Source organism: Micromonospora sp. ATA51 (assembly GCF_016802855.1).
Classification (GTDB): domain Bacteria; phylum Actinomycetota; class Actinomycetes; order Mycobacteriales; family Micromonosporaceae; genus Micromonospora; species Micromonospora sicca.
The window spans coordinates 1-19,026 of record NZ_JAEVHJ010000117.1; the positions used below are offsets into that span (position 1 = coordinate 1).

Sequence of the window (19,026 nt, forward strand, 5' to 3'; positions counted from 1 at the left end):
ATCATGGGTCACGTCCTCCACACCACGACGACAGCGACGAGCAGGTCCTGCACGAGCACCGCGGGCAGCAGTACCAGCCAGCCGACCTCCATGAACAGGGCCTCGTCGGACGGTACGTCCGCCGTCGTCGCGCAGTCGAGGACGCTGCGCTCGCTACGGGTGCCGTCCAGCAGGTCGAGCAGGTGGGCGGCCCGGGGGTTGGCCACCTCCAGCAGGACGGCACGGCCGGGCTCCACCCCGAGCTGCAGGGTGTGCCGGTCCCGCCAGAGGCGGGTCAGCCCGGGCAGCAGGGTGGGACGGGTCAGCGGGGTGGCACGGCTCATGACACGGATGGTGATCGTGTCCGTGCCCTCCGTCGATCGTTGTCCACAGGTGCGCCGCGCCCTACCCAGGGTTGTCCACAGGAATGAGCGGGTTTTCCACAGCCCGCCGGTGGTCGTGTCGGCCAGCCGACAGTCCGCTCCGTCCAGGGACGGCAAACGGGGGAGGGGTGGCCATCGGCCACCCCTCCCCCGGACCCGTACGGGTCAGACCTTGGCCTTGCCGAGAATGCGGTTCACTGTTGTCCCGCAGACCGGGCACTTGCCCTTGGCCATGTTCATGCCGGTCTTCGAGACCTCGATGTGCCCCTCGAAGTCCCGCTTCTCCTTGCACTTGACGCAGTAACCGTTGTAGGTCTGGGCCTGGTCGGCCACGGTAGCCTCCTCGTCTCGTCCGCCGGACACGCCGTCCCAGCGGGTTTCCCGGCGGCGGGCCACGAGGCGCCGGCGCTGGGTCTTTCTCCGCGGCCACGCTCATGACCGCTGGTTGGCGGACCCTACCCAGGAACGGGCAGTTCCATGTCAGCTGTGCATCGACACTGTGAGGAAGTCGACGTCGAGAGTGTGCATGCCGAATTACGTCGGATAAGTCAGTTTCGCGGGGACACGCCGGGTGAATGCGCTCAGATCCCCCTTCCGGCGGCCCCCGTGCGGCGCTCCGCCGGGTGATCACCTAACGTGGGTGGGCGCCGGCAGGTGACGCGCCGGCGGCCGGACCGGCCGCCACGAAGGGTGACCGGAGACGACTTCTCGTCCTCCGCAAAGAAATTTTTCAGGACTCCTGGCGACCAACCACCATTTTCCGGGCGCGTGTCGTCGTGTTGACTCTTGCGGACCCCTGGTCAGTACGCATTAGCTTTCCCTCGTGACAGTCATCCGAGGCTGCGCGGGTCAGTGATGGCCGGGACGCGGAAGCCCGTCGTCGAGGTGCGGCGCAGTCAGCGCCGGCGACGCACAGTGTCCGCGTACCGCGACGGCGAGCGGGTCGTGGTGCTCATCCCCGACCAGTTCTCCCGGGCCGAGGAGAGCGAGTGGGTCGACCGGATGCTGGCCCGGCTCGCCGCCCGGGAGGGTCGGCTGGCCCGCTCCGACGCGGAGCTGCTCTTCCGCGCCGCCCGGCTGGTCGACCTCTACCTGCCCGACCACCGCGCCGAGACCGCGCCGGCCAGCGTCCGCTGGGTCACCAACCAGAACGGCCGCTGGGGTTCCTGCACCCCGGCCGACCGGACCATCCGCATCTCCCACCGCATCCAGGACATGCCGGACTGGGTGGTCGACTACGTGCTCCTGCACGAGCTGGCCCACCTGATCGTGCCCAGCCACAACGCCCGGTTCTGGGGTCTGGTCGGCCGCTATCCGAAGACCGAACGGGCCCGGGGCTACCTGGAGGGCGTCGCAGCCGCCTCCGGCGTCCCCCTCTCCGACTGAGCCACCCCGCCACGCCCGGTCGATCGACTCCGGGTCGCCGACCTGGCGGTGTCGGTGGGTGTCGGACAGCGCCACGGCGGGGATCTGGAGTGGGGCGGGGTCCCGGTGGTCCGGGTCGGGCGGGGTGCGTAGCGCGGGGCTAGGGTCGGGGCGTGGCCCGACGTGTGGTGGTGGCGTTGCTCGCTCCGGTGGCGTGGACCCCGCCGGGAATCGACCCGACGCGGTGGCGTACGGCGCTGGCCGAGGACGTGGTGGACCTGCTCGCCACGCTCAACGAGGTGGAGACCGCGGTCGCGGTGACGGCCGGCGACCGGTGGCTGGCCGATGCGGTGGTCTGGCCCGACATGGCCGTGCACGAGGTGGCCGCGCCCACGGTCAACGCGGTGTTCGCCGCGCTGGCCGCCGCTGACGGTGGCGGGCGGACCGGGTACGACCAGGCGGCCGTGGTGGCCGCCGACGCGCCCGACGTGCCCGGGCTGACCCTCGGCAAGCTGCTCCGCCCGCTCACCAGCCGGCCCGTCGCGGTCGCCCCGGTCGAGGGATCCGGGCCGGGGCTGCTCGGTGTCGCGGCCCGGCTGCCCGTGCCGGAGTGGTTGCCGCCGGTGGACCTGGACACCGCCGTACCCGCGGACGTCGGGCCGGGGCCCCGCACCCGGGCGACGTCGCGGTGACCGCCGGCTGGCGACGGCTGCGCGGCCCGGCCGACCTGGGCACGCTCGACTCGGCCTTCGAGGGCTGGGAGGCGACCCGGGCCCTCCTCTCCGGCCAGGCCGGCTGACCGTCCCCGGCCGCTGGCCGCCAGATCGGCAAGATCCACACGCGTTGCGGCAAAGAGCGGCCTCCGTATGCCCGGGGGGCCGCTCTTTGCCGCAAGCCGTGTGGATCTTCGTGGTGCCTGGGGACCGGCGGGTCAGGACTTGCCGGTGTCGTCGCCCTCGTCCGGGCGGGGCGGGGTGTCGCCGCCCGGCGCCTTCTCCTCGGGACCACCCGGCGCGCTGAAGTCGAAGGAGGCCAACTCGTCGTCGAGGTCGAGCCCACCGGCGGCGAAGGCCGCCGGGTCGGCGAAGTCGTCGTCGGAGGGGAGGAGGTCCGGGTGGCCCCAGACCGCGTCCCGGCCGGCGATGCCCCGGTGCTCGGTCAGCGCCGCCCAGAGCACCGACGCCTCGCGCAGCCGGCGCGGACGCAGCTCCAGGCCGACCAGGGCGGCGAAGGTCTGCTCGGCCGGCCCGCCGGCGGCCCGGCGACGGCGGAACGCCTCGCCGAGGCGTACGACGTTGGGCAGCCGCTCGCCGGCGGCGGTGTCGACCACGTGGCAGACCCAGCCCTCGACCAGGGCGAGCACCGTCTCCAGGCGGGCCAGGGAGGCCTTCTGCGCCGGGGTGTCCTCCGGCGTGAAGATGCCCTCCAGGGCGATCGCCTGCATCGACTCCGGGTCGGTCGGGTCGACCCGGCCCATCGCCTCCTCGATCGCCTCCCGGTTGACCCGGATGCCCGCGGCGTAGTTCTCCACGGCGGTGAGCACGTGCCCGCGCAGCCACGGCACGTGCTGGAAGAGCCGCTGGTGCGCGGCCTCGCGCAGGGCCACGTAGAGGCGTACCTCGTCCTCGGGCAGCTCCAGGCCCTCGCCGTACGCCCGGATGTTGGCCGGGACGAGCGCGGCCGTGCCGGCCGGGCCGAGCGGCAGGCCGATGTCGCCGGCCGAGAGGACCTCGGCGGCGAGTGAGCCGAGCGCCTGGCCGAGCTGGCCGCCGAAGAGGGCGCCGCCCAGCGTCGCCACCATCGACTGCATCGGGCCGAGCTGGGCCCGGGCCTCCGGCGGCACCAGGTCGCCCATGGCGCCGACCATCCGGCTGGCCACCGGGTCGCAGAGCTTGCGCCAGACGTCGAGGGTCTTGTAGATCCACTCGTTGCGGTTCCAGGCGACGGACGTCCGGATGCCGGTGGGCCACGAGGTCGCCGGCTCCAGCCAGAGGTCGGCGATGCGCAGCGCCTCCTCCACCGCGTTGCGCTCGAACGGCGAGACCGCCGGGTCGCCCGCGGCGGCGAGTTGGCTGGCCGCCACCTGCCGGGCGAGGTCCCAGTTGACCGGCCCGCTGCCCGGCGCGGAGAGCAGGTGCTGCAACTGCGACATGAACTGCTGCATCTGCGCGGGATCGTTGGGGTCTGGTGGTTGCCCACCCGGGAGCGCGAATCCGAACGGAATATCAGGCACGACATCTACGGTACGCGTGCCCCGCCCCAGGTCGCCGCCACCGGCGTTCCGCTGAGGGCGAAGTCCCGCGGTCACCGCGCCGGGCGACGCCGGGCGGATCGGTACGCTCTGCCGCATGAGACGTCGCGGCGTGACCGTACTCCTCGGTGCACTGCTCACCGCCCTGCTCAGCGTCGGCGTGCTGAGCGTGCCCATCCCGTACGTGGTGCTCGGCCCCGGCCCGACGGTCAACACGCTCGGCACCTCTGACGGCAAGGAGGTCATCCAGGTCACCGGGCGGGCGACGTCCACCTCCGCCGGGCAGCTGCGACTCACCACGGTCGGCGTGCAGCCCACGGTCAAGCTCCGCTCGGCGCTGGCGGGTTGGTTCTCGAAGGACGAGGCGGTGGTGCCCCGCGAGCTGGTCTACCCGCCGGGCGAGTCCCAGGAGGAGGTGGAGAAGCGCAACGCCGAGGACTTCCAGAACTCGCAGACCAGCGCGGAGACCGCGGCGCTGCGGGAGCTGGGCTACCCGATCCAGGTGCTGGTCAAGGCGGTGACCGCGGGCGGCCCGTCGGTGGATGTGCTCAAGCCCGGCGACGTGCTCACCTCGGTCGACGGTCAGCCGGTGACCAGCGCCGGCCGGCTCACCGAGCTGATCCGGGCCAAGCCGGCCGGCACCGCGCTGAAGATCGGCTACCTCCGGGAGGGGGCCGCCGCCACGGCCACCGTGACCAGCCGGGAGCAGGACGGCCGGCCGCGGATCGGGGTCGAGATCGACCAGCAGCAGCCGCACCCGTTCACCCTGAAGATCGACCTGGGTGACATCGGTGGGCCGAGCGCCGGACTGATGTTCGCCCTGGGCATCGTGGACAAGCTGGAGCCGGCCGACCTGACCGGCGGGAAGGTCGTCGCCGGCACCGGCACCATCGACGACGAGGGCCGGGTGGGCCCGATCGGCGGCATCGCCCAGAAGCTGGTCGGCGCGAAGGAGGCCGGCGCGAAGGTCTTCCTGGTGCCGGCGGACAACTGCGCGGAGGCGGTCCGCAACCCGCAGCCCGACCTGCCGCTGCTCAAGGTGGCCACGCTGGACGACGCGCTGACCGCGCTGGAGAAGCTGCGCGCCGGGGGACAGCCGACCCGCTGCTGAGCCACGGCTCACCGGACGCCCGACGATCGTGACGTGACCTTGACCCGACGTGTCCAGGAACACCCCGTACTCTGGGTGCCTGGTCGGAGCCGATCACATCGAGCGTGCGGAGCCAACAGTGGTCATGCGTAGCAGCCCCCTGCCGAGGATGAGCCGGCGCGGACGCGTCACCATCGGGGTCCTGATCGGGGTGTTCGTGCTCTTCACCCTGCTCGGGTGGGGTGTCAACGCCTGGACGGACTGGCTCTGGTTCGACGAGGTCCGCTACACCCAGGTCTTCACCGGGGTGCTCGCCACCCGGCTGCTGCTCTTCCTGCTGGTGGGGTTCGGCATGGCGGCCGTCATCGCGGTCAACCTCTGGCTGGCCCACCGGCTGCGGCCGAGGATGCGGCCGCACTCCGTCGAGCAGGCCACCCTGGAGCGGTACCGGATGCTGCTGAGCCCCCGGCTCGGCACCTGGATCGCCCTGGTCGCCGCGGTCATCGGACTCTTCGCCGGGCTGTCCGGGCAGAGCCGGTGGAGCCAGTGGCTGCTGTTCCGCAACGGCGGGAACTTCGGCGTGAAGGACCCGGAGTTCGGCGTCGACGTCGGGTTCTACGTCTTCCAGCTGCCCTTCTTGCGCTACCTGCTCGGCGTCGGCTTCACCGCGGTGGTGCTCGCTCTGCTCGGCGCGCTGGCCGTGCACTACATCTTCGGCGGGGTCCGGTTGCAGGGCGTCGGGGACCGGATGACCAACGGCGCCCGGGCCCACCTGAGCACGCTGGTCGCCGTCTTCGTCCTGCTCAAGGCCGTCGCGTACGTGCTGGACCGGCGGGCGATGCTGCTGGAGTACAACGAGGGCGCCAAGCTCTACGGCGCCGGCTACGCCGACGTGAACGCGCTGCTGCCGGCGAAGGAGATCCTGGCGTACATCTCCATCGTGGTGGCCATCGCGATCATCGTGTTCTCCAACGCGGTGATGCGGAACCTGGTCTGGCCCGGCATCTCGCTGGCGCTGCTCGGCGTCTCGGCGGTGGCGATCGGCGGCATCTACCCGTGGGCCGTGCAGACCTTCGAGGTGAAGCCGAGCGCCCGGGACAAGGAGGCGCCGTACATCTCGCGGAGCATCGAGGCGACCCGGGCGGCGTTCGGGCTGGGCGGGACGAAGAGCGCCGGATACGCGGCGAACAACTTCACCCCGCCGGCCAGCCTGGCCACCGACACCTCGGTGGTGTCGAACATCCGGCTGCTCGACCCGCAACTGGTCTCCGAGACGTACACCCAGCTCCAGCAGGTCCGGGGCTTCTACGACTTCGGCCCGAAGCTGGACATCGACCGGTACGCGGTGGGGGGCAAGACCTCCGACTACGTGGTCGGTGTCCGCGAGATCAACTACGGCGAGCTGACCCCGCAGCAGAACAACTGGATCAACCGGCACACCGTCTACACCCACGGCTACGGCCTGGTCGCCGCCCCGGCGAACCAGGTCTGCAACGGGCAGCCGTACTTCGTCTCCGGCTTCCTCGGCGATGCCGGCAAGGAGACGGCGGGCTGCTCCTCGTCCAGCGAGCAGATCCCGGCCCAGCAGCCGCGGATCTACTACGGCGAGCGGATGGAGGCCGACGACTACGCGATCGTCGGGCAGACCGACGAGAAGCGGAACGTCGAGTTCGACCGCCCGACCTCGACCGGCGGCGAGCAGTACTACACCTACAGCGGTGACGGTGGCGTCGAGATCGATTCGTTCACCCGTCGGCTGCTCTACTCGATCAAGGAGCAGGAGTCGAACTTCCTGCTCTCCGAGGCGGTCAACGACAACTCGAAGCTGCTCTACGTGCGCAACCCGCGCGACCGGGTGGAGAAGGTCGCCCCGTTCCTCACCCTGGACGGCGACCCGTATCCGGCGGTGGTGAACGGCCGGATCCAGTGGATCGTCGACGGCTACACCACGGCGGCGACCTACCCGTACGCCGAGCGGGTCAACCTGCAGGCGGAGACCACCGACGAGCTGACCGGGCGGGGCACCTTCCAGCTCGCCCGGGAGAACGTCAACTACATCCGCAACTCGGTGAAGGCCACGGTCGACGCGTACGACGGCACCGTGCGGCTGTACCAGTTCGACGACACCGACCCGGTGCTCAAGGCCTGGAACAAGGCGTTCGGCGGCGACCTGGTGCTGCCGAAGTCGGCCATCCCGGCGGAGCTGGCCGAGCACTTCCGCTACCCGGCGGACCTGTTCAAGGTGCAGCGCAACCTGCTCACCAAGTTCCACGTCACCGACCCCGGCGACTTCTACTCCGGCCAGGACTTCTGGCAGGTGCCGAACGTGCCGGACGCGCCGGACAGCGGGCAGAAGCAGCCGCCGTACTACCTGTTCACCGAGTTCCCCGGGCAGGAGGGGCCGCGGTTCCAGCTCACCTCGGCGGTCACCCCCAACGGGCGGCAGAACCTCGCCGCGCTGATCTCCGGGTCGTACGTGGACGGGCAGCCGAAGCTGGAGGTGCTGGAGCTGCCGGACCAGACCCGGACCGCCGGCCCGGTGCAGGTGCACCAGCAGATGACCAACAACGGCGACATCCGGCAGCAGCTCAACCTGCTCTCGTCCAACCAGGCCCAGGTCCAGTACGGCAACCTGCTGTCGCTGCCGTTCGCCGACGGGATGCTCTACGTCGAGCCGGTCTACGTGAAGAGCAACAACCAGGACGCGTTCCCGTCGCTGCAGAAGGTGCTGCTGTCGTACGGCGACGGCGCGTCGTACGTGGCGCTGGCGAACAACCTCAGCGACGGCATCAAGCAGCTCGTGGAGCAGGGCAAACGGGCCGGCCAGGGCGTCCCGCCGCCGGCCGGTGGAACGCCGCCGCCGAGCACCGGCGGGGCCCCGCCCGCGCTGACCGGTGAGCTGGCCGACGCCGCCGCCAAGGTGCAGAGCGCCATCGCCGAGGTCAAGGCCGCGCAGGCGTCCGGCGACTTCGAGCGGTACGGGCGGGCGCTGAAGACCCTGGACGAGGCGATGACGGCGTTCCAGCAGGCGCAGGTGGCGGCCAGCCCGTCGGCCGCGCCGACGCCGAGCGGCAGCCCGTCCGCGTCCCCGCCGGCGTCCGGTTCGGCGTCCCCAGCGCCCACGCCGAACGGCTGACGCCCGGCTCGACCACGGAGCCCGTGGCCCGAGGACCCGTACCGGTCCCGGCCACGGGCTCTGTCGCATTCCGGACCCTGCGCCCGCAACCCGGCGCCCGGTTCCCCCGTCATCTGTTCAGGTGGGCCAGCGGGGAGGAGTGATCGCCAGATGAGGGACGCGCCGAGTTTCGACGACTTCTACCGGACCACGTCGGCCCGGACCCTTCGCTACGGCCGGGCGGTGGTGGGCGATCCGGGCGAGGCCCAGGACCTCGTCCAGGAGGCGTACGCCCGGGCCTGGCGGCAGTGGGGGAAGCTGGTTGCCCACCCGGCCCCGGAGGCGTGGCTGCGCCTGGTGGTCAGCCGGCTCGCCACGGACCGGTGGCGCCGGTCGCGCGGCTGGTGGCTGGCGATCAACCGTACCGGGCCACCGGACCACGTGCGGCCACCGGGCGAGGACAGCGTGCTGCTGGTCGGCGCGCTCCGGCAGCTGCCGGTGAACCAGCGGCAGGCCCTGGCCCTGCACTACCTGTTCGACATGTCGGTGGAGGACATGGCCCGGGAGGCTCGGGTGCCCACCGGCACCGTGAAGTCCTGGCTGTCCCGCGGCCGGTCCCGGCTGGCCGAGCTGCTGCCCGGGATCTCCGCCGAGGAGCTGGAGGTCGACGATGTCGCGTGAACTGAGCCGTCTCTACCGGGCGTTGGTGGAGGAGACCGACGGGCGGGCGCTGATGGCGCCGGAGCAGCTGCGTCGACGGGCCGACCGTCGGGCGCGGAACCGGGCCGCCGTCGGGGCGCTGGCCGTCGCGGCGCTGGTCGCGGGGACCGCGGCCGGCGCGCAGCTCGTCGCACCTCGGGTCCGGGCACCCCGCCCGGGCCGCCGGCGGGCACCCCCACGTCGGCGCGGCCCACGCCCGACGCCTCGTCCCCGGTGCCGTCGCCGACCATGACCCGGGCCACTCCGTCCCGTACCCCGGGCACGTCGCCCTCCGCCGGCCCGCCGAGCTCCCGGACGCCGACCACCATCCCGGACCGGGCCTTCTTCGCCCTGGCCCCGGCGAACGACGCCGGGATCGCCGCGGAGTTCACGCCGGGGCCGGTGCTGCCCGAGCTCTGCGGCGCCGAGCCCGGCGGGTCGGGCATCGTCCAGCGCCGGGCGCGCGTGCTGGCGTACAAGCTGACCGGCACCCCCGCGGGGTACGTGCCGGACGGCAGCTACCGGCACAGCATCACCATCTACCGCGCCGGCCGGGCGGACGACGCGCTGCGGGAGCTGCGGCAGGCGGTCCGGGACTGCCCGCTGCAGCAGGTGCCCGACGCGCCGGGGGTGCGGTCCACCCAGCGCCTGTTGGACGACGGCGGGTACGGCGACGAGTCGGTGCTGTTCGAGGTCCGTACGCCGTACCGGGACGTCAACGGCCGCCCCACCGGTGGCGACGAGCTCCGGCTGGTCCGGGCGGTCCGGATCGGGGACGTGGTCACCGTGCTGTGGGAGCAGGGCTGGGAGAACACCTCCAGCATCCGGTCGCAGGTCGACGCGGACAGCCGCCGCGCGGTGGAGGCGATCCGGAGGTGGTGGAACTGACCGCCCGTCCCGTTTTGCGGGCCGGGGGGTCGGTAGGCTACGGTTGTCGTACCGACGCGGGGTGGAGCAGCTCGGTAGCTCGCTGGGCTCATAACCCAGAGGTCGCAGGTTCAAATCCTGTCCCCGCTACCACACCGGAACGGCCCCGAGGATCTGATCCTCGGGGCGTTCCGCTTTTCCGCCCGGTGGTTTCCGGCCGCCTCGGCCGGATCGGGGACCCGGCTGATCTCCCTGCCGGGCATGCGATAGGCTGTACATACCGACGCGGGGTGGAGCAGCTCGGTAGCTCGCTGGGCTCATAACCCAGAGGTCGCAGGTTCAAATCCTGTCCCCGCTACTCGTCACGAAGGCCCCGGAGTTCGCTCCGGGGCCTTCGTCGTGTCGTGGCCCGGCCGAGTTTCTCGCCTCCTGCCGGTTGTCCGGAAAATTCTGAGAGAGTACTCTCGAGACATGTCTCTCAGAAACGCCGAGGACGACACCGGGAGAAACCCGTACGGTGACCTCGAACTCACCGAGCCCACGGCGATGCGCGCGCTGTCCCATCCGGTCCGGCTGGCCATCCTGTCGAGGCTCCAGCGGCACGGCGCCGCGACGGCGACCGAGCTGTCCGAGCACGTCGGCGCCTCCCCGTCGGTGACCAGCTGGCACCTGCGCCACCTCGCCGGGTTCGGCCTGGTCCGGGACAGCGCCGTCGGCGGGGACGCGCGCAAGCGGTACTGGGAGGCGAGCGCCCGGGGCTTCCGCTTCCGGTTCCCCGACGACGAGGAGGGGCGAGCCGCGAGCCGGCTGCTCAGCCGGACGCTCTTCCAGCAGTACGACGACCTGCCGCGGCGCTGGATGGCCGAGGACGAGCCGCGGCTCGAACCGGAGTGGCAACGGGAGGCGGGCCTGTCGAACACCACCGTGCGGCTGACCGCGGCGGAACTGGCCGCCGTCAACGCCGCGATCGAACAGGTGCTGGCGCCGTACGTAACCCGCGACGCGGCCGACCAGCCCCCGGGCTCGCGGCACGTGCGGTTCATGCGCTACGTCATGCCCGAGGCGGTGCAGCGATGAGCGGCGCGGCGGAGCCGCGCGTGCCGCTGTTCCGCCAGCCCCGCTTCCGGTCGTTCTTCGTCGCGCACGCGACCTCCCAGTTCGGTGATCGGATCTCCGAGCTGGCGTTCCCGCTCCTCGCGGTGCTCGTACTCGACGCCACCGCCGCACAGGTGTCGCTGCTGACCGCGCTGGTGTGGCTGCCGAACCTCACCGGGATCTTCCTCGGCGCCTGGGTGGACCGGCGGGCGCACAAGAAGCGGCTCCTGGTGGCGGCTGACCTGATCCGCGCGGCGCTGCTGGTGACGGTGCCGGTCGCGTTCGCGTTCGACGCGGGCACGCTGGCGCAGTTGTACGTGGTCGCGCTGCTGACCGGCGCCGCGTCGGTGCTGTTCAACACGGCGTACCCCGCGTTCTTCGTCCGGCTGGTGGACCGGTCCCGCTACCTCGACGCCAACAGCGCGCTGAGCGCCAGCAGGTCCGTCTCCTTCATCGCCGGGCCCGCCCTCGGCGGTGTGCTGGTGCAGGTGTTGACGGCGCCGATCGCGATCCTGGTCGACGCGGTGTCGTTCGTGGCCTCCGCGCTGGGCATCGGTCGGATCCGACTCGACGACGCGGCGGCGCACCCGGAGGAGCCCGAGCCGGAGACGTTGTGGCGCCGGGCCCGGGACGGGCTGAGGTTCACCCTCCGGGACCCCGTGCTCCGCGCGGCCCTCGGCTGCACGACGACCGTCAACTACTTCAGCTTCGTGTTCGGCGCCCTGCTCGTGCTCTTCGCCAGTCACACGCTCGGCCTGTCCGCGGGGCTGCTCGGCCTCGCCCTCGGCGCCGGTGCGGTCGGCGGCCTGCTGGGTGCCGTCGTCGCGCCGCGACTGTCCGCGCGAATCGGCGTCGGGCGCAGCATCGTGGCGGGTGCGATCGTCTTTCCGGCCTCGATCTCCCTCGTCGCCGTCGCGGACGGTCCGCTGTGGGCGCGGGTCGGGCTGCTGGCCGCGGCCGAGTTCTTCTCCGGGCTCGGCGTGATGTTGTTCGACGTCAACCTCAACGCGCTGAACGCCGCCGTGATACCCGACGGCTTGCGTAGTCGGGTGGCCGGCGCATACTCCACGGTCAACTACGGAGTCCGTCCGCTGGGCGCGCTGACCGGCGGAGCACTCGGCACCTGGCTCGGTCTCCGGCCCACGCTCTGGATCGCGGCGGTCGGCGGGGTCCTGTGCGTGCTGTGGCTGCTGCCCTCGCCGATCCCGGCGGTGCGTTCGCTCGAGCACCTGGACGGTCTTGACGGTCCTCGGCCTGAGCTGACCGAGGCCGGGCGCAGTTCAGGGCGGTGAGGAGTACGTGTCCGCCCTGCCGTGGTTGCGCCGTTCGGCGAGGATGGGGGCATGTCTGCTTGGAGCAAGTGGTGGGGCCGGCTCGGCGGGGTCCTCGGTGCGGTCGTGCTCTCGGTGTTCGTACCGGTCGCGGCCTGGGCGTCCACGGGTAGCGGCGAACTGGTCGTGGAGGCCGCGCGGCGGCGGTCACGGGGCGGCGGTGTGGGCTTCCTCGGTCTGCTCTGCTGCCTGGTGGTGGTCGTCGTGATCGTGCTGCTGGTGCTGCGACTGATGCGCGGCCGGCGGGGTGGCCCGCCGCGTTGATCCGACCTGGGCCCGGCCCGGCGGCCGACGCCCGCCGGCCCGCGCTCCGCGGTCCACCGGCTGGGGGACGCCCCCGGCCGGGCCGCGCGGCCGGTCACTCGGCCAGGGCCGCGTTCGCCTGGGCGATGAACTTGGCGGTGGCCGCGCGGGCGCCGGAGCGTCCGGAGCGGATGCTCTCGGCGGCGGCGATGAGCAGGGTACGCACCCGCGCGTGCCCCTTCGGCGGCGGCGCGGGGGCGGGTCCGAGCAGGCCGTCCAGGGCGGTGCCGAACGCGACCACCCGCTGCTGGGCCCGGTCGGTGACGCCGTCGGCGACGAACCGGCGCACCGCGCTGCTGGCGTTCAGGCCGCGTTCGACGCCGAGGATCCGGCCGGCCGCCACGTTGGTGGTGAGGAAGTTGATCACGTCGACGACCACCCCCGGGTGCCGGGTGCCCCGGAACGCCGCCCAGTACATGGACGCCCGCGCCCACTGGGCGGCCGGGCTGCCGGGCAGGCTGACGATGTCCAGCTCGTCGTCGGTGTGGTGCTGGAGTTCCGCCAGCTGGTGCGACCAGGCGAAGGACGCCGCGGTGTGCCCGGTGACCACGAGCTGCCGGGCCAGGTCGCCGGTGTCGGCCTGCTCCACCAGGGCCGCGCTCGGGGTGGCCCGCCGGCTCCGCGCCACCTGCCACAGCTCGAACCAGTCGAGCAGTTCGGCGCCGCCGAACCCGAGCTGCCGCCCCTGGTACAACTCGCCGCCCTGGCCCCGTAGCCAGAGCCACAGCGCCCGATAGTCGCCCGAGGGATCCATCGTCCCGGCCACCCGCTTGCCGGAGTCGCGGGTGACCCGGGCGGCCCACTCCACGTAGTCGCGCCAGGACATGCCGGTGCGCGGCTCCGGCACCCGCAGCCGGCGCAGCAGGTCCCGGTTGTAGACCAGCGCGGCGCTGGTCTGGGCGGCGGCCACGGCCACCGTACGTTCGTCGACCTGGCCGTAGTGGGCCAGGCCCTCCGGCAGGCCGCCCAGGTCGAGCCGCTTGTCCGCGACGTACCCGCTGAGGTCGAGCACGATCTCGCGCTGCGCGTACTCGGTGAGGACGGTGTCGTCGATCTGGAACAGGTCCGGCACGTTCCCGCCGGTGGCCTGGGTGGCCAGCCGGTCGTAGTAGCCGGTGAGCCCCTGCCAGGTCACTCGGAACCGGACCCGGGGGTTCTCCTGGGAGTACAGGCGCAGCGCCTTCTCGGTGGCCTCGGCCCGCCGGGTCCCGCCCCACCAGAAGACCGACAGCTCGATCGGCCCGTCGTCGACCCGCGTCTCCTCCTCCCGGCCGCACCCGGCGAGGCCGCCGGCGGCGAGCAGCGGCAGGCCGGTCAGCGCGCCGAGGAGCCGCCGCCGGTCGAGACCGGGGCGGGGCGGCACGAGCGGGTGAGCGCGCACGGGGACTCCTGGGGCGCTGGCGAGCTGCTGCGGACGGACCATTTACACAGGCAGCGGGCGAGGGTGTCAACGCCGGGGCGGATTGCCCTCGTACGGGGTCCTTCGACACCGGTGCGCCGAGGGCCGGTCGGACGCGCGGTGGTCGCACCGGGCGTCGCTGCGCCACATGGTGTACTAGGCGCCGTGGAACTTCTGCACTCCGGCAAGGTCCGGGACGTCTACGCCGACGGCGACGACCTGGTCCTGGTCGCCTCGGACCGGATCTCGATCTACGACGTGGCGCTGCCCACCCCGATCCCGGACAAGGGTCGCCTGCTCACCGCGCTCTCGCTCTGGTGGTTCGAGCAGCTCGTCGACCTGGTGCCGAACCACGTCATCTCCGCCACCGACGTGCCGGCGGAGTTCGCCGGCCGGGCGATCCGCTGCCGCCGGCTCGACATGGTCCCGGTCGAGTGCGTGGCCCGCGGCTACCTGACCGGCGGCGGCTTCGCCGAGTACCAGCGCAGCGGCGCGGTCTCCGGCGTCGAGCTGCCCCGGGGCCTGGTCGAGGCGTCGATCCTGCCGGAGCCGATCTTCACCCCGTCGACCAAGGCCCCGAAGGGGGAGCACGACGAGCCGATCACCTACCACCAGGTCGTCGACAAGGTCGGCGCGGAGGTCGCCGAGCGGCTGCGCCGGATCACCATCGACGTCTACCGGCGCGGCGCGGAGATCGCCGCCGACCGGGGCATCCTGGTCGCCGACACCAAGATCGAGCTGGGCTGGGCGCCGGACGGCACCCTGGTCCTCGCCGACGAGGTCCTCACCTCCGACTCGTCCCGGTTCTGGCCGGCCGAGTCGTACCAGCCGGGCCGCGCCCAGTTCTCCTACGACAAGCAGTACGTCCGGGACTGGGCCACCGGCAGCGGCTGGGACAAGCAGCCCCCGGCGCCGGAGGTGCCGGCCGAGGTGGTCGAGGCGACCCGGGCCCGCTACGTCGAGGTCTACGAGAAGCTGACCGGCAACCGCTGGGACTGACGCGGGACTCTCCGGGCACGGCAGCCCGTACCCGCCGGGAGCGCGCGCGGTCGCCCGGCGTCGGTCCGTACGATCACCAGGCGTGCGTGACATTGCCGTATTCAGCGGAACCGCCCATCCCGACCTCGCCGCCGAGATCTGCGCCCACCTCGCCGTTCCGCTGCACCCGGTGCGGGTGTCCCGGTTCGCCAACGACTGCCTCGAGGTGCAGTTGCAGGCGAACTGCCGGGAACGCGACGTCTTCCTCATCCAGCCGCTGGTGCCGCCGGTGCAGGAGCACCTGGTCGAACTGCTGCTCATGACCGACGCGGCCCGCGGCGCGTCCGCCGGCCGGATCACCGTGGTGCTACCGCACTACGCGTACGCCCGCTCGGACAAGAAGGACGCCCCGCGCATCTCCATCGGTGGCCGGCTGGTGGCCGACCTGCTCACCTCGGCCGGGGCGGACCGGGTGCTCGCGATGACCCTGCACTCGCCGCAGGTGCACGGCTTCTTCAGCGTCCCGGTCGACCACCTGCACGCGCTGCGCGAGCTGGCCGCCCACTTCAAGGGGTACGACCTGGGCAACACCGTGGTGGTCTCGCCGGACCTGGGCAACGCCAAGGAGGCGGCGGCGTTCGCCCGGATGCTGGGCACCCCGGTCGCGGCCGGCGCGAAGCAGCGGTACAGCGACGACCTGGTGAAGATCAGCACGGTCATCGGCGACGTGACGGACCGGGACGTGATCGTGCTGGACGACGAGATCGCCAAGGGCAGCACGGTGATCGAACTGATCGCGCACCTGCGCGAACGGAACGTCCGCTCGATCCGGCTGGCCTGCACCCACGGCCTCTTCTCCAGCGGCGCGCTGGAGCGACTGAGCGCCCAGGACGGGGTGCTGGAGATCGTCTGCACCAACACGGTGCCGATCCCGGCGGAGAAGCGGGTGCCGAAGCTGGAGGTGCTCTCGGTGGCGCCGGCGCTGGCCGAGGCGATGCGGCGGATCCACAACGGCGAGTCGGTCAGCGCTCTCTTCGGCTGACGCCCGACCCGGCCCGTGCGCGCGCCGGCGTCGATCCACTCCTGGCGGGGAGGGGCTACTCGGCGCGGTGTCGGCCGACGCGCTCGGTCGAGGCGACGGCGGCGCTGATCCGGACGGTCGTGCCGTCCTCGCCGGTCACGACCTCCATCGTGTCGCTGAGCTCCCGCGCGAGCCAGAGACCCCAGCCGCCGGCGGTGTCCGGGGCCGGGCGGGCCCGGTCGTCGAGCCACCCGGTGCTGATCCCGTTCCCGTGGTCGGCGACCTCGCAGACCAGCTCGCCCTCCTGCCGCCACAGCCGCAGCGAGCCCTGACCGCCGCCGTGCCGCACGGCGTTGGTGATCAGCTCGTTGACCGCCAGCACGAAGTCGTCCAACCGCTGGCCGGTGAGCCCCGCCGCGTGCGCACAGGAGGTGACCGAGTGGCGCAGCTCGGTCACCTGTGCCCGATCGAAGGCTTCGGCGATGAGGAGGGAAGATTCGATGGGCACAACCGTACGCGGTACGCGGGGTGATGCGTTCGTCATGGCCCCGTCCCGGCGCTGGATCTCGGAGTTATTCGCGGCATTTCCACCGTACGTCAGGGTTTCCCGAGCCGCATCCATGGCTGTCCCCGGTGTCCCCTTGGACTGTGGCATGGTGTCGCGCATGCCGTCGTCTCCCGGAGGTCTCGAGGTCCCGCTCTGGCGGTCCATCGCGGTGTTCCGGTTCGCCTCGCTGGCGTACGTCGGTGTGCTGGTTCTCCGCGACGCCCACCGGTATGCGCACCCGCTGGCCGCCGGCGGCGTACTGCTGGTGATGCTGGCCTGGTCCGGGGTGACCGCGGCCGGCTACGCGCGCCCGGCCGGACGGCGCTGGCCGCTGCTCCTGGCCGACCTCGGCGTGGTGCTGGCGATCGTGCTGGCCACCCCCTGGGTGGTGGGCCGCGCGGCGCTCGCCGCCGGCGTGCCCACCCTGACCGTGGCCTGGCTGGCCGGGCCGGTGCTGGCCTGGGCGGTCTCCGGCGGCCGGCGCCGCGGCGCGGTCGCCGCCCTGGTGCTCGGCGCCGCCGACCTGGCCACCCGGGAGCGGATCAGCCAGTCGTCGCTGACCGGCGTGATCCTGATGCTGCTGGCCGGGGTGGTGGTCGGGCACGTCGCCCGGCTGGCGGTGACCGCCGAGGAGCGGCTGCAACGGGCGGTCGAGCTGGAGGCGGCGACCCGGGAGCGGGAGCGGCTGGCCCGGGACATCCACGACTCGGTGCTCCAGGTGCTGGCGCTGGTGCAGCGACGCGGCGCCCAGCTCGACGGCGAGGGCGGCGAGCTGGCCCGGCTGGCCGGTGAGCAGGAGGCCGCGCTGCGGGCGCTGATCGGCCGCTCCGGCGGCGACCCGGACGACGACGGCGGCACCCGGGACCTGCGCGCCCTGCTCGACCGGTACGCCACGACGACGGTCGTGGTCTCCGCGCCGGCCACCGGAGTACCGCTGCCCACGCGGGTCGCCCGCGAGCTGGCCGCCGCCACCGGCGCGGCACTGGACAACGTGGCCCGGCACGCCGGCGGGCGGGCCTGGGTGCTGATCGAGGACGAGGGGGAGACGGTGACCGTGTCGGTACGCGACGAGGGACCGGGGATCCCGGAGGGGCGGCTGGCCGAGGCCGCGGCCCAGGGGCGGCTCGGGGTGGCCCAGGCCATCCGGGGGCGGGTGGCCGACCTCGGCGGTGAGGTCCGGATCGTCTCCGCCCCCGGCGCGGGCACCGAGATCGAACTGGTCGTGCCCCGGGACGCCCGGTGAGCGGCGCGGCCGGGCAACCGGACGGCCGGGTCCGGGTGATGGTGGTCGACGACCACCCGATGTGGCGGGAGGGGGTGGCCCGCGACCTCACCGAGGCCGGCCACCTGGTCGTGGCCACCAGCGGCGAGGGGCGGCAGGCCGTGCGGCTGGCCGCCGCCGCCCGGCCCGACGTGGTCGTGCTCGACCTGCAACTGCCGGACGTCTCCGGGGTCGAGGTGATCCGCGGGCTGCGTGCGGCACTGCCCGAGGTGCGGGTGCTGATGCTGTCGGCCAGCGGGGAGCCGCAGAGCGTCCTGGACGCGGTGAAGGCCGGCGCCACCGGCTACCTGGTCAAGTCGGCCGCCCCGGCGGAGTTCCTCGACGCGGTGCGGCGCACCGCCGCGGGCGAGCCGGTCTTCACCCCGGGACTCGCCGGGCTGGTGCTGGGGGAGTACCGGCGGCTGGCGGCCGCGCCACCCAGCGGGCCCGCCGACGACTCAGCACCCCGGCTCACCGAACGGGAGACCGAGGTGCTGCGCCTGGTGGCCAAGGGCCTGTCGTACAAGCAGATCGCCGAGCGGCTCGGGCTCTCCCACCGGACGGTGCAGAACCACGTGCAGAACACGCTCGGCAAGCTCCAGCTGCACAACCGGGTCGAGCTGACCCGCTACGCCATCGAACGGGGCCTGGACGACTAGAACCGGGCCCGGACGACTAGGTCGCCTCCGGCGGCCGGGTCTCGTGGATGGCCAGCTCCTCGGCGGTCGCCCCGCCACCGGCCGAACCGGCGTCGTACGCGACGTTGTCGGTCTCCTGGTCGGTGTGGGCGCCCTCGTCCGGCTCGACCAGCCGGCCCACCTCGGCGTCGGCGATGCTGCCGAGCTGCCCGTGGTCGTAGATCGAGACCGGCGAGCGCGGGTCGGAGGTGGGCCCCGGGTCGATCACGTCGGCGTCGAGCTGGGCCTGCGCGGCGGCCTCCTCGCTGTCCGCCTCGGCGGCGATGCCCGGGTCCACCGGGCCCGCGAGGGGGTCGTCGGCCGGACGCTCGTAGCTCTCCCGCTGGAGCTTGTAGTCCAGCGACTCGCCGTCGAGCTGCTCCTCGGCGGTGGTCCCGAACCGGTCCACCGCCACCGGCGTGCGGTCCCCGGGCAGCTGGGCGGGCTCCGGTCCGTCCGCCTCGCGGCCGGTAAGGACGTCGTCGTTGGCGGTCGAGTCGTCGTCGGCGGTGTCGGGCAGCCCCTCCGCCTCGGGGTCGGACACGGGGGTCGGGTACTCGTCGTCGCGCATGGCTGAGCACTACCCACTGCGCTGCCCGGATTAACCGGATCGAGGGCCGAGGATCGGGAGCAAAGGGAAGAAACACCCCCGGCGCCGCGCGCCC

At 72.9% G+C, this 19,026-nt stretch carries 18 protein-coding genes, 2 tRNA genes and 2 pseudogenes; 16 read left to right on the forward strand and 6 right to left on the reverse strand.

Features of this window, described 5'->3' with window-relative positions; translation table 11 throughout:
* Positions 1-98: 98 nt before the first annotated feature.
* Both JNW87_RS18980 and JNW87_RS18985 read right to left on the reverse strand, forming a co-directional pair.
* Positions 99-323, reverse strand: a pseudogene (locus JNW87_RS18980) (hypothetical protein); the annotation flags it as partial.
* 204 nt (positions 324-527) lie between these two features.
* Complete coding sequence (locus JNW87_RS18985) at positions 528-695, reverse strand: DUF5679 domain-containing protein (RefSeq protein WP_007072829.1); 168 nt, start codon at positions 693-695, stop codon at positions 528-530.
* Positions 696-1,217: 522 nt separating this feature from the next.
* On the opposite strand from JNW87_RS18985, the gene JNW87_RS18990 reads away from it, so the two are divergent.
* Complete coding sequence (locus tag JNW87_RS18990; protein ID WP_109805176.1) at positions 1,218-1,748, forward strand: M48 family metallopeptidase; 531 nt, start codon at positions 1,218-1,220, stop codon at positions 1,746-1,748.
* Between the two features lie 152 nt (positions 1,749-1,900).
* Positions 1,901-2,526: pseudogene (locus tag JNW87_RS18995) on the forward strand (hypothetical protein).
* Positions 2,527-2,658: 132 nt separating this feature from the next.
* Here JNW87_RS18995 and JNW87_RS19000 read toward each other — a convergent pair.
* A complete protein-coding gene (locus JNW87_RS19000) occupies positions 2,659-3,891 on the reverse strand; it encodes a zinc-dependent metalloprotease (RefSeq protein ID WP_255544066.1) in 1,233 nt (410 codons plus the stop codon).
* A 184-nt stretch (positions 3,892-4,075) separates the two neighbouring features.
* On the opposite strand from JNW87_RS19000, the gene JNW87_RS19005 reads away from it, so the two are divergent.
* From JNW87_RS19005 to JNW87_RS19050, 10 genes are all read left to right on the forward strand, one after another.
* Positions 4,076-5,089: a PDZ domain-containing protein gene (locus JNW87_RS19005; protein ID WP_201749555.1), complete on the forward strand. Its 1,014-nt coding sequence runs from the start codon at positions 4,076-4,078 to the stop codon at positions 5,087-5,089.
* Between the two features lie 124 nt (positions 5,090-5,213).
* The gene (locus tag JNW87_RS19010) at positions 5,214-8,204 is read left to right on the forward strand and encodes a UPF0182 family protein (protein ID WP_238454137.1); all 2,991 of its coding nucleotides are present in this window, start codon (positions 5,214-5,216) and stop codon (positions 8,202-8,204) included.
* A 150-nt stretch (positions 8,205-8,354) separates the two neighbouring features.
* Positions 8,355-8,864 carry a SigE family RNA polymerase sigma factor gene (locus JNW87_RS19015; RefSeq protein ID WP_109801234.1) on the forward strand — a complete coding sequence of 170 codons (510 nt, stop codon included), beginning with the start codon at positions 8,355-8,357 and terminating at the stop codon, positions 8,862-8,864.
* On the forward strand, positions 8,854-9,135 hold the full coding sequence (locus tag JNW87_RS19020) for a hypothetical protein (protein ID WP_238454138.1): 282 nt from the start codon (positions 8,854-8,856) through the stop codon (positions 9,133-9,135). Before JNW87_RS19015 ends, JNW87_RS19020 begins: the two co-directional genes overlap by 11 nt.
* The gene (locus JNW87_RS19025; RefSeq protein ID WP_238454139.1) at positions 9,132-9,770 is read left to right on the forward strand and encodes a hypothetical protein; all 639 of its coding nucleotides are present in this window, start codon (positions 9,132-9,134) and stop codon (positions 9,768-9,770) included. Before JNW87_RS19020 ends, JNW87_RS19025 begins: the two co-directional genes overlap by 4 nt.
* A 55-nt stretch (positions 9,771-9,825) precedes the next feature.
* Positions 9,826-9,902, forward strand: a tRNA-Met gene (locus tag JNW87_RS19030).
* A gap of 131 nt (positions 9,903-10,033) precedes the next feature.
* Positions 10,034-10,107, forward strand: a tRNA-Met gene (locus JNW87_RS19035).
* 113 nt (positions 10,108-10,220) lie between these two features.
* Complete coding sequence (locus JNW87_RS19040) at positions 10,221-10,826, forward strand: helix-turn-helix transcriptional regulator (protein WP_109801232.1); 606 nt, start codon at positions 10,221-10,223, stop codon at positions 10,824-10,826.
* A complete protein-coding gene (locus tag JNW87_RS19045) occupies positions 10,823-12,136 on the forward strand; it encodes an MFS transporter (RefSeq protein WP_109801231.1) in 1,314 nt (437 codons plus the stop codon). Before JNW87_RS19040 ends, JNW87_RS19045 begins: the two co-directional genes overlap by 4 nt.
* Positions 12,137-12,187: 51 nt before the next feature.
* Positions 12,188-12,439, forward strand: a complete 252-nt coding sequence (locus JNW87_RS19050; RefSeq protein WP_109801230.1) for a hypothetical protein — start codon at positions 12,188-12,190, stop codon at positions 12,437-12,439.
* Positions 12,440-12,533: 94 nt separating this feature from the next.
* Here the strand turns inward: JNW87_RS19050 and JNW87_RS19055 are convergent, their stop codons facing one another.
* Positions 12,534-13,859 carry an ABC transporter substrate-binding protein gene (locus JNW87_RS19055; RefSeq protein ID WP_109801229.1) on the reverse strand — a complete coding sequence of 442 codons (1,326 nt, stop codon included), beginning with the start codon at positions 13,857-13,859 and terminating at the stop codon, positions 12,534-12,536.
* A gap of 183 nt (positions 13,860-14,042) precedes the next feature.
* On the opposite strand from JNW87_RS19055, the gene JNW87_RS19060 reads away from it, so the two are divergent.
* Both JNW87_RS19060 and JNW87_RS19065 read left to right on the forward strand, forming a co-directional pair.
* Positions 14,043-14,876, forward strand: coding sequence for a phosphoribosylaminoimidazolesuccinocarboxamide synthase (locus tag JNW87_RS19060; protein ID WP_238454140.1), 834 nt, complete (start codon positions 14,043-14,045; stop codon positions 14,874-14,876).
* Positions 14,877-14,958: 82 nt separating this feature from the next.
* Positions 14,959-15,897, forward strand: a complete 939-nt coding sequence (locus JNW87_RS19065; RefSeq protein ID WP_109801227.1) for a ribose-phosphate pyrophosphokinase — start codon at positions 14,959-14,961, stop codon at positions 15,895-15,897.
* 55 nt (positions 15,898-15,952) lie between these two features.
* Here the strand turns inward: JNW87_RS19065 and JNW87_RS19070 are convergent, their stop codons facing one another.
* Entirely contained in the window at positions 15,953-16,420 is a 468-nt protein-coding gene (locus JNW87_RS19070) for an ATP-binding protein (RefSeq protein ID WP_109801226.1), read from the reverse strand.
* Between the two features lie 121 nt (positions 16,421-16,541).
* Here JNW87_RS19070 and macS point away from each other — a divergent pair, with 121 nt between their 5' ends.
* Entirely contained in the window at positions 16,542-17,666 is a 1,125-nt protein-coding gene (gene macS, locus JNW87_RS19075) for a MacS family sensor histidine kinase (protein ID WP_109801225.1), read from the forward strand.
* A 38-nt stretch (positions 17,667-17,704) separates the two neighbouring features.
* Positions 17,705-18,343, forward strand: a complete 639-nt coding sequence (locus JNW87_RS19080) for a response regulator transcription factor (RefSeq protein ID WP_109801242.1) — start codon at positions 17,705-17,707, stop codon at positions 18,341-18,343.
* Between the two features lie 16 nt (positions 18,344-18,359).
* On the opposite strand, the gene JNW87_RS19085 is transcribed toward JNW87_RS19080, so the two are convergent.
* Entirely contained in the window at positions 18,360-18,932 is a 573-nt protein-coding gene (locus tag JNW87_RS19085; RefSeq protein ID WP_109801224.1) for a DUF5709 domain-containing protein, read from the reverse strand.
* Positions 18,933-19,026: the final 94 nt, after the last annotated feature.

What these genes read in the sequence shown, in the direction of transcription:
- JNW87_RS18990 (WP_109805176.1), top strand. Translation starts at nt 1,218, where the DNA reads ATGGCCGGGACGCGGAAGCCCGTCGTCGAGGTGCGGCGCAGTCAGCGC.
- JNW87_RS19000 (WP_255544066.1), bottom strand. Translation starts at nt 3,891, where the DNA reads ATGCAGCAGTTCATGTCGCAGTTGCAGCACCTGCTCTCCGCGCCGGGC.
- JNW87_RS19005 (WP_201749555.1), top strand. Translation starts at nt 4,076, where the DNA reads ATGAGACGTCGCGGCGTGACCGTACTCCTCGGTGCACTGCTCACCGCC.
- JNW87_RS19010 (WP_238454137.1), top strand. Translation starts at nt 5,214, where the DNA reads ATGCGTAGCAGCCCCCTGCCGAGGATGAGCCGGCGCGGACGCGTCACC.
- JNW87_RS19015 (WP_109801234.1), top strand. Translation starts at nt 8,355, where the DNA reads ATGAGGGACGCGCCGAGTTTCGACGACTTCTACCGGACCACGTCGGCC.
- JNW87_RS19020 (WP_238454138.1), top strand. Translation starts at nt 8,854, where the DNA reads ATGTCGCGTGAACTGAGCCGTCTCTACCGGGCGTTGGTGGAGGAGACC.
- JNW87_RS19025 (WP_238454139.1), top strand. Translation starts at nt 9,132, where the DNA reads ATGACCCGGGCCACTCCGTCCCGTACCCCGGGCACGTCGCCCTCCGCC.
- JNW87_RS19040 (WP_109801232.1), top strand. Translation starts at nt 10,221, where the DNA reads ATGTCTCTCAGAAACGCCGAGGACGACACCGGGAGAAACCCGTACGGT.
- JNW87_RS19045 (WP_109801231.1), top strand. Translation starts at nt 10,823, where the DNA reads ATGAGCGGCGCGGCGGAGCCGCGCGTGCCGCTGTTCCGCCAGCCCCGC.
- JNW87_RS19050 (WP_109801230.1), top strand. Translation starts at nt 12,188, where the DNA reads ATGTCTGCTTGGAGCAAGTGGTGGGGCCGGCTCGGCGGGGTCCTCGGT.
- JNW87_RS19070 (WP_109801226.1), bottom strand. Translation starts at nt 16,420, where the DNA reads ATGACGAACGCATCACCCCGCGTACCGCGTACGGTTGTGCCCATCGAA.
- macS (WP_109801225.1), top strand. Translation starts at nt 16,542, where the DNA reads ATGCCGTCGTCTCCCGGAGGTCTCGAGGTCCCGCTCTGGCGGTCCATC.
- JNW87_RS19080 (WP_109801242.1), top strand. Translation starts at nt 17,705, where the DNA reads ATGGTGGTCGACGACCACCCGATGTGGCGGGAGGGGGTGGCCCGCGAC.
- JNW87_RS19085 (WP_109801224.1), bottom strand. Translation starts at nt 18,932, where the DNA reads ATGCGCGACGACGAGTACCCGACCCCCGTGTCCGACCCCGAGGCGGAG.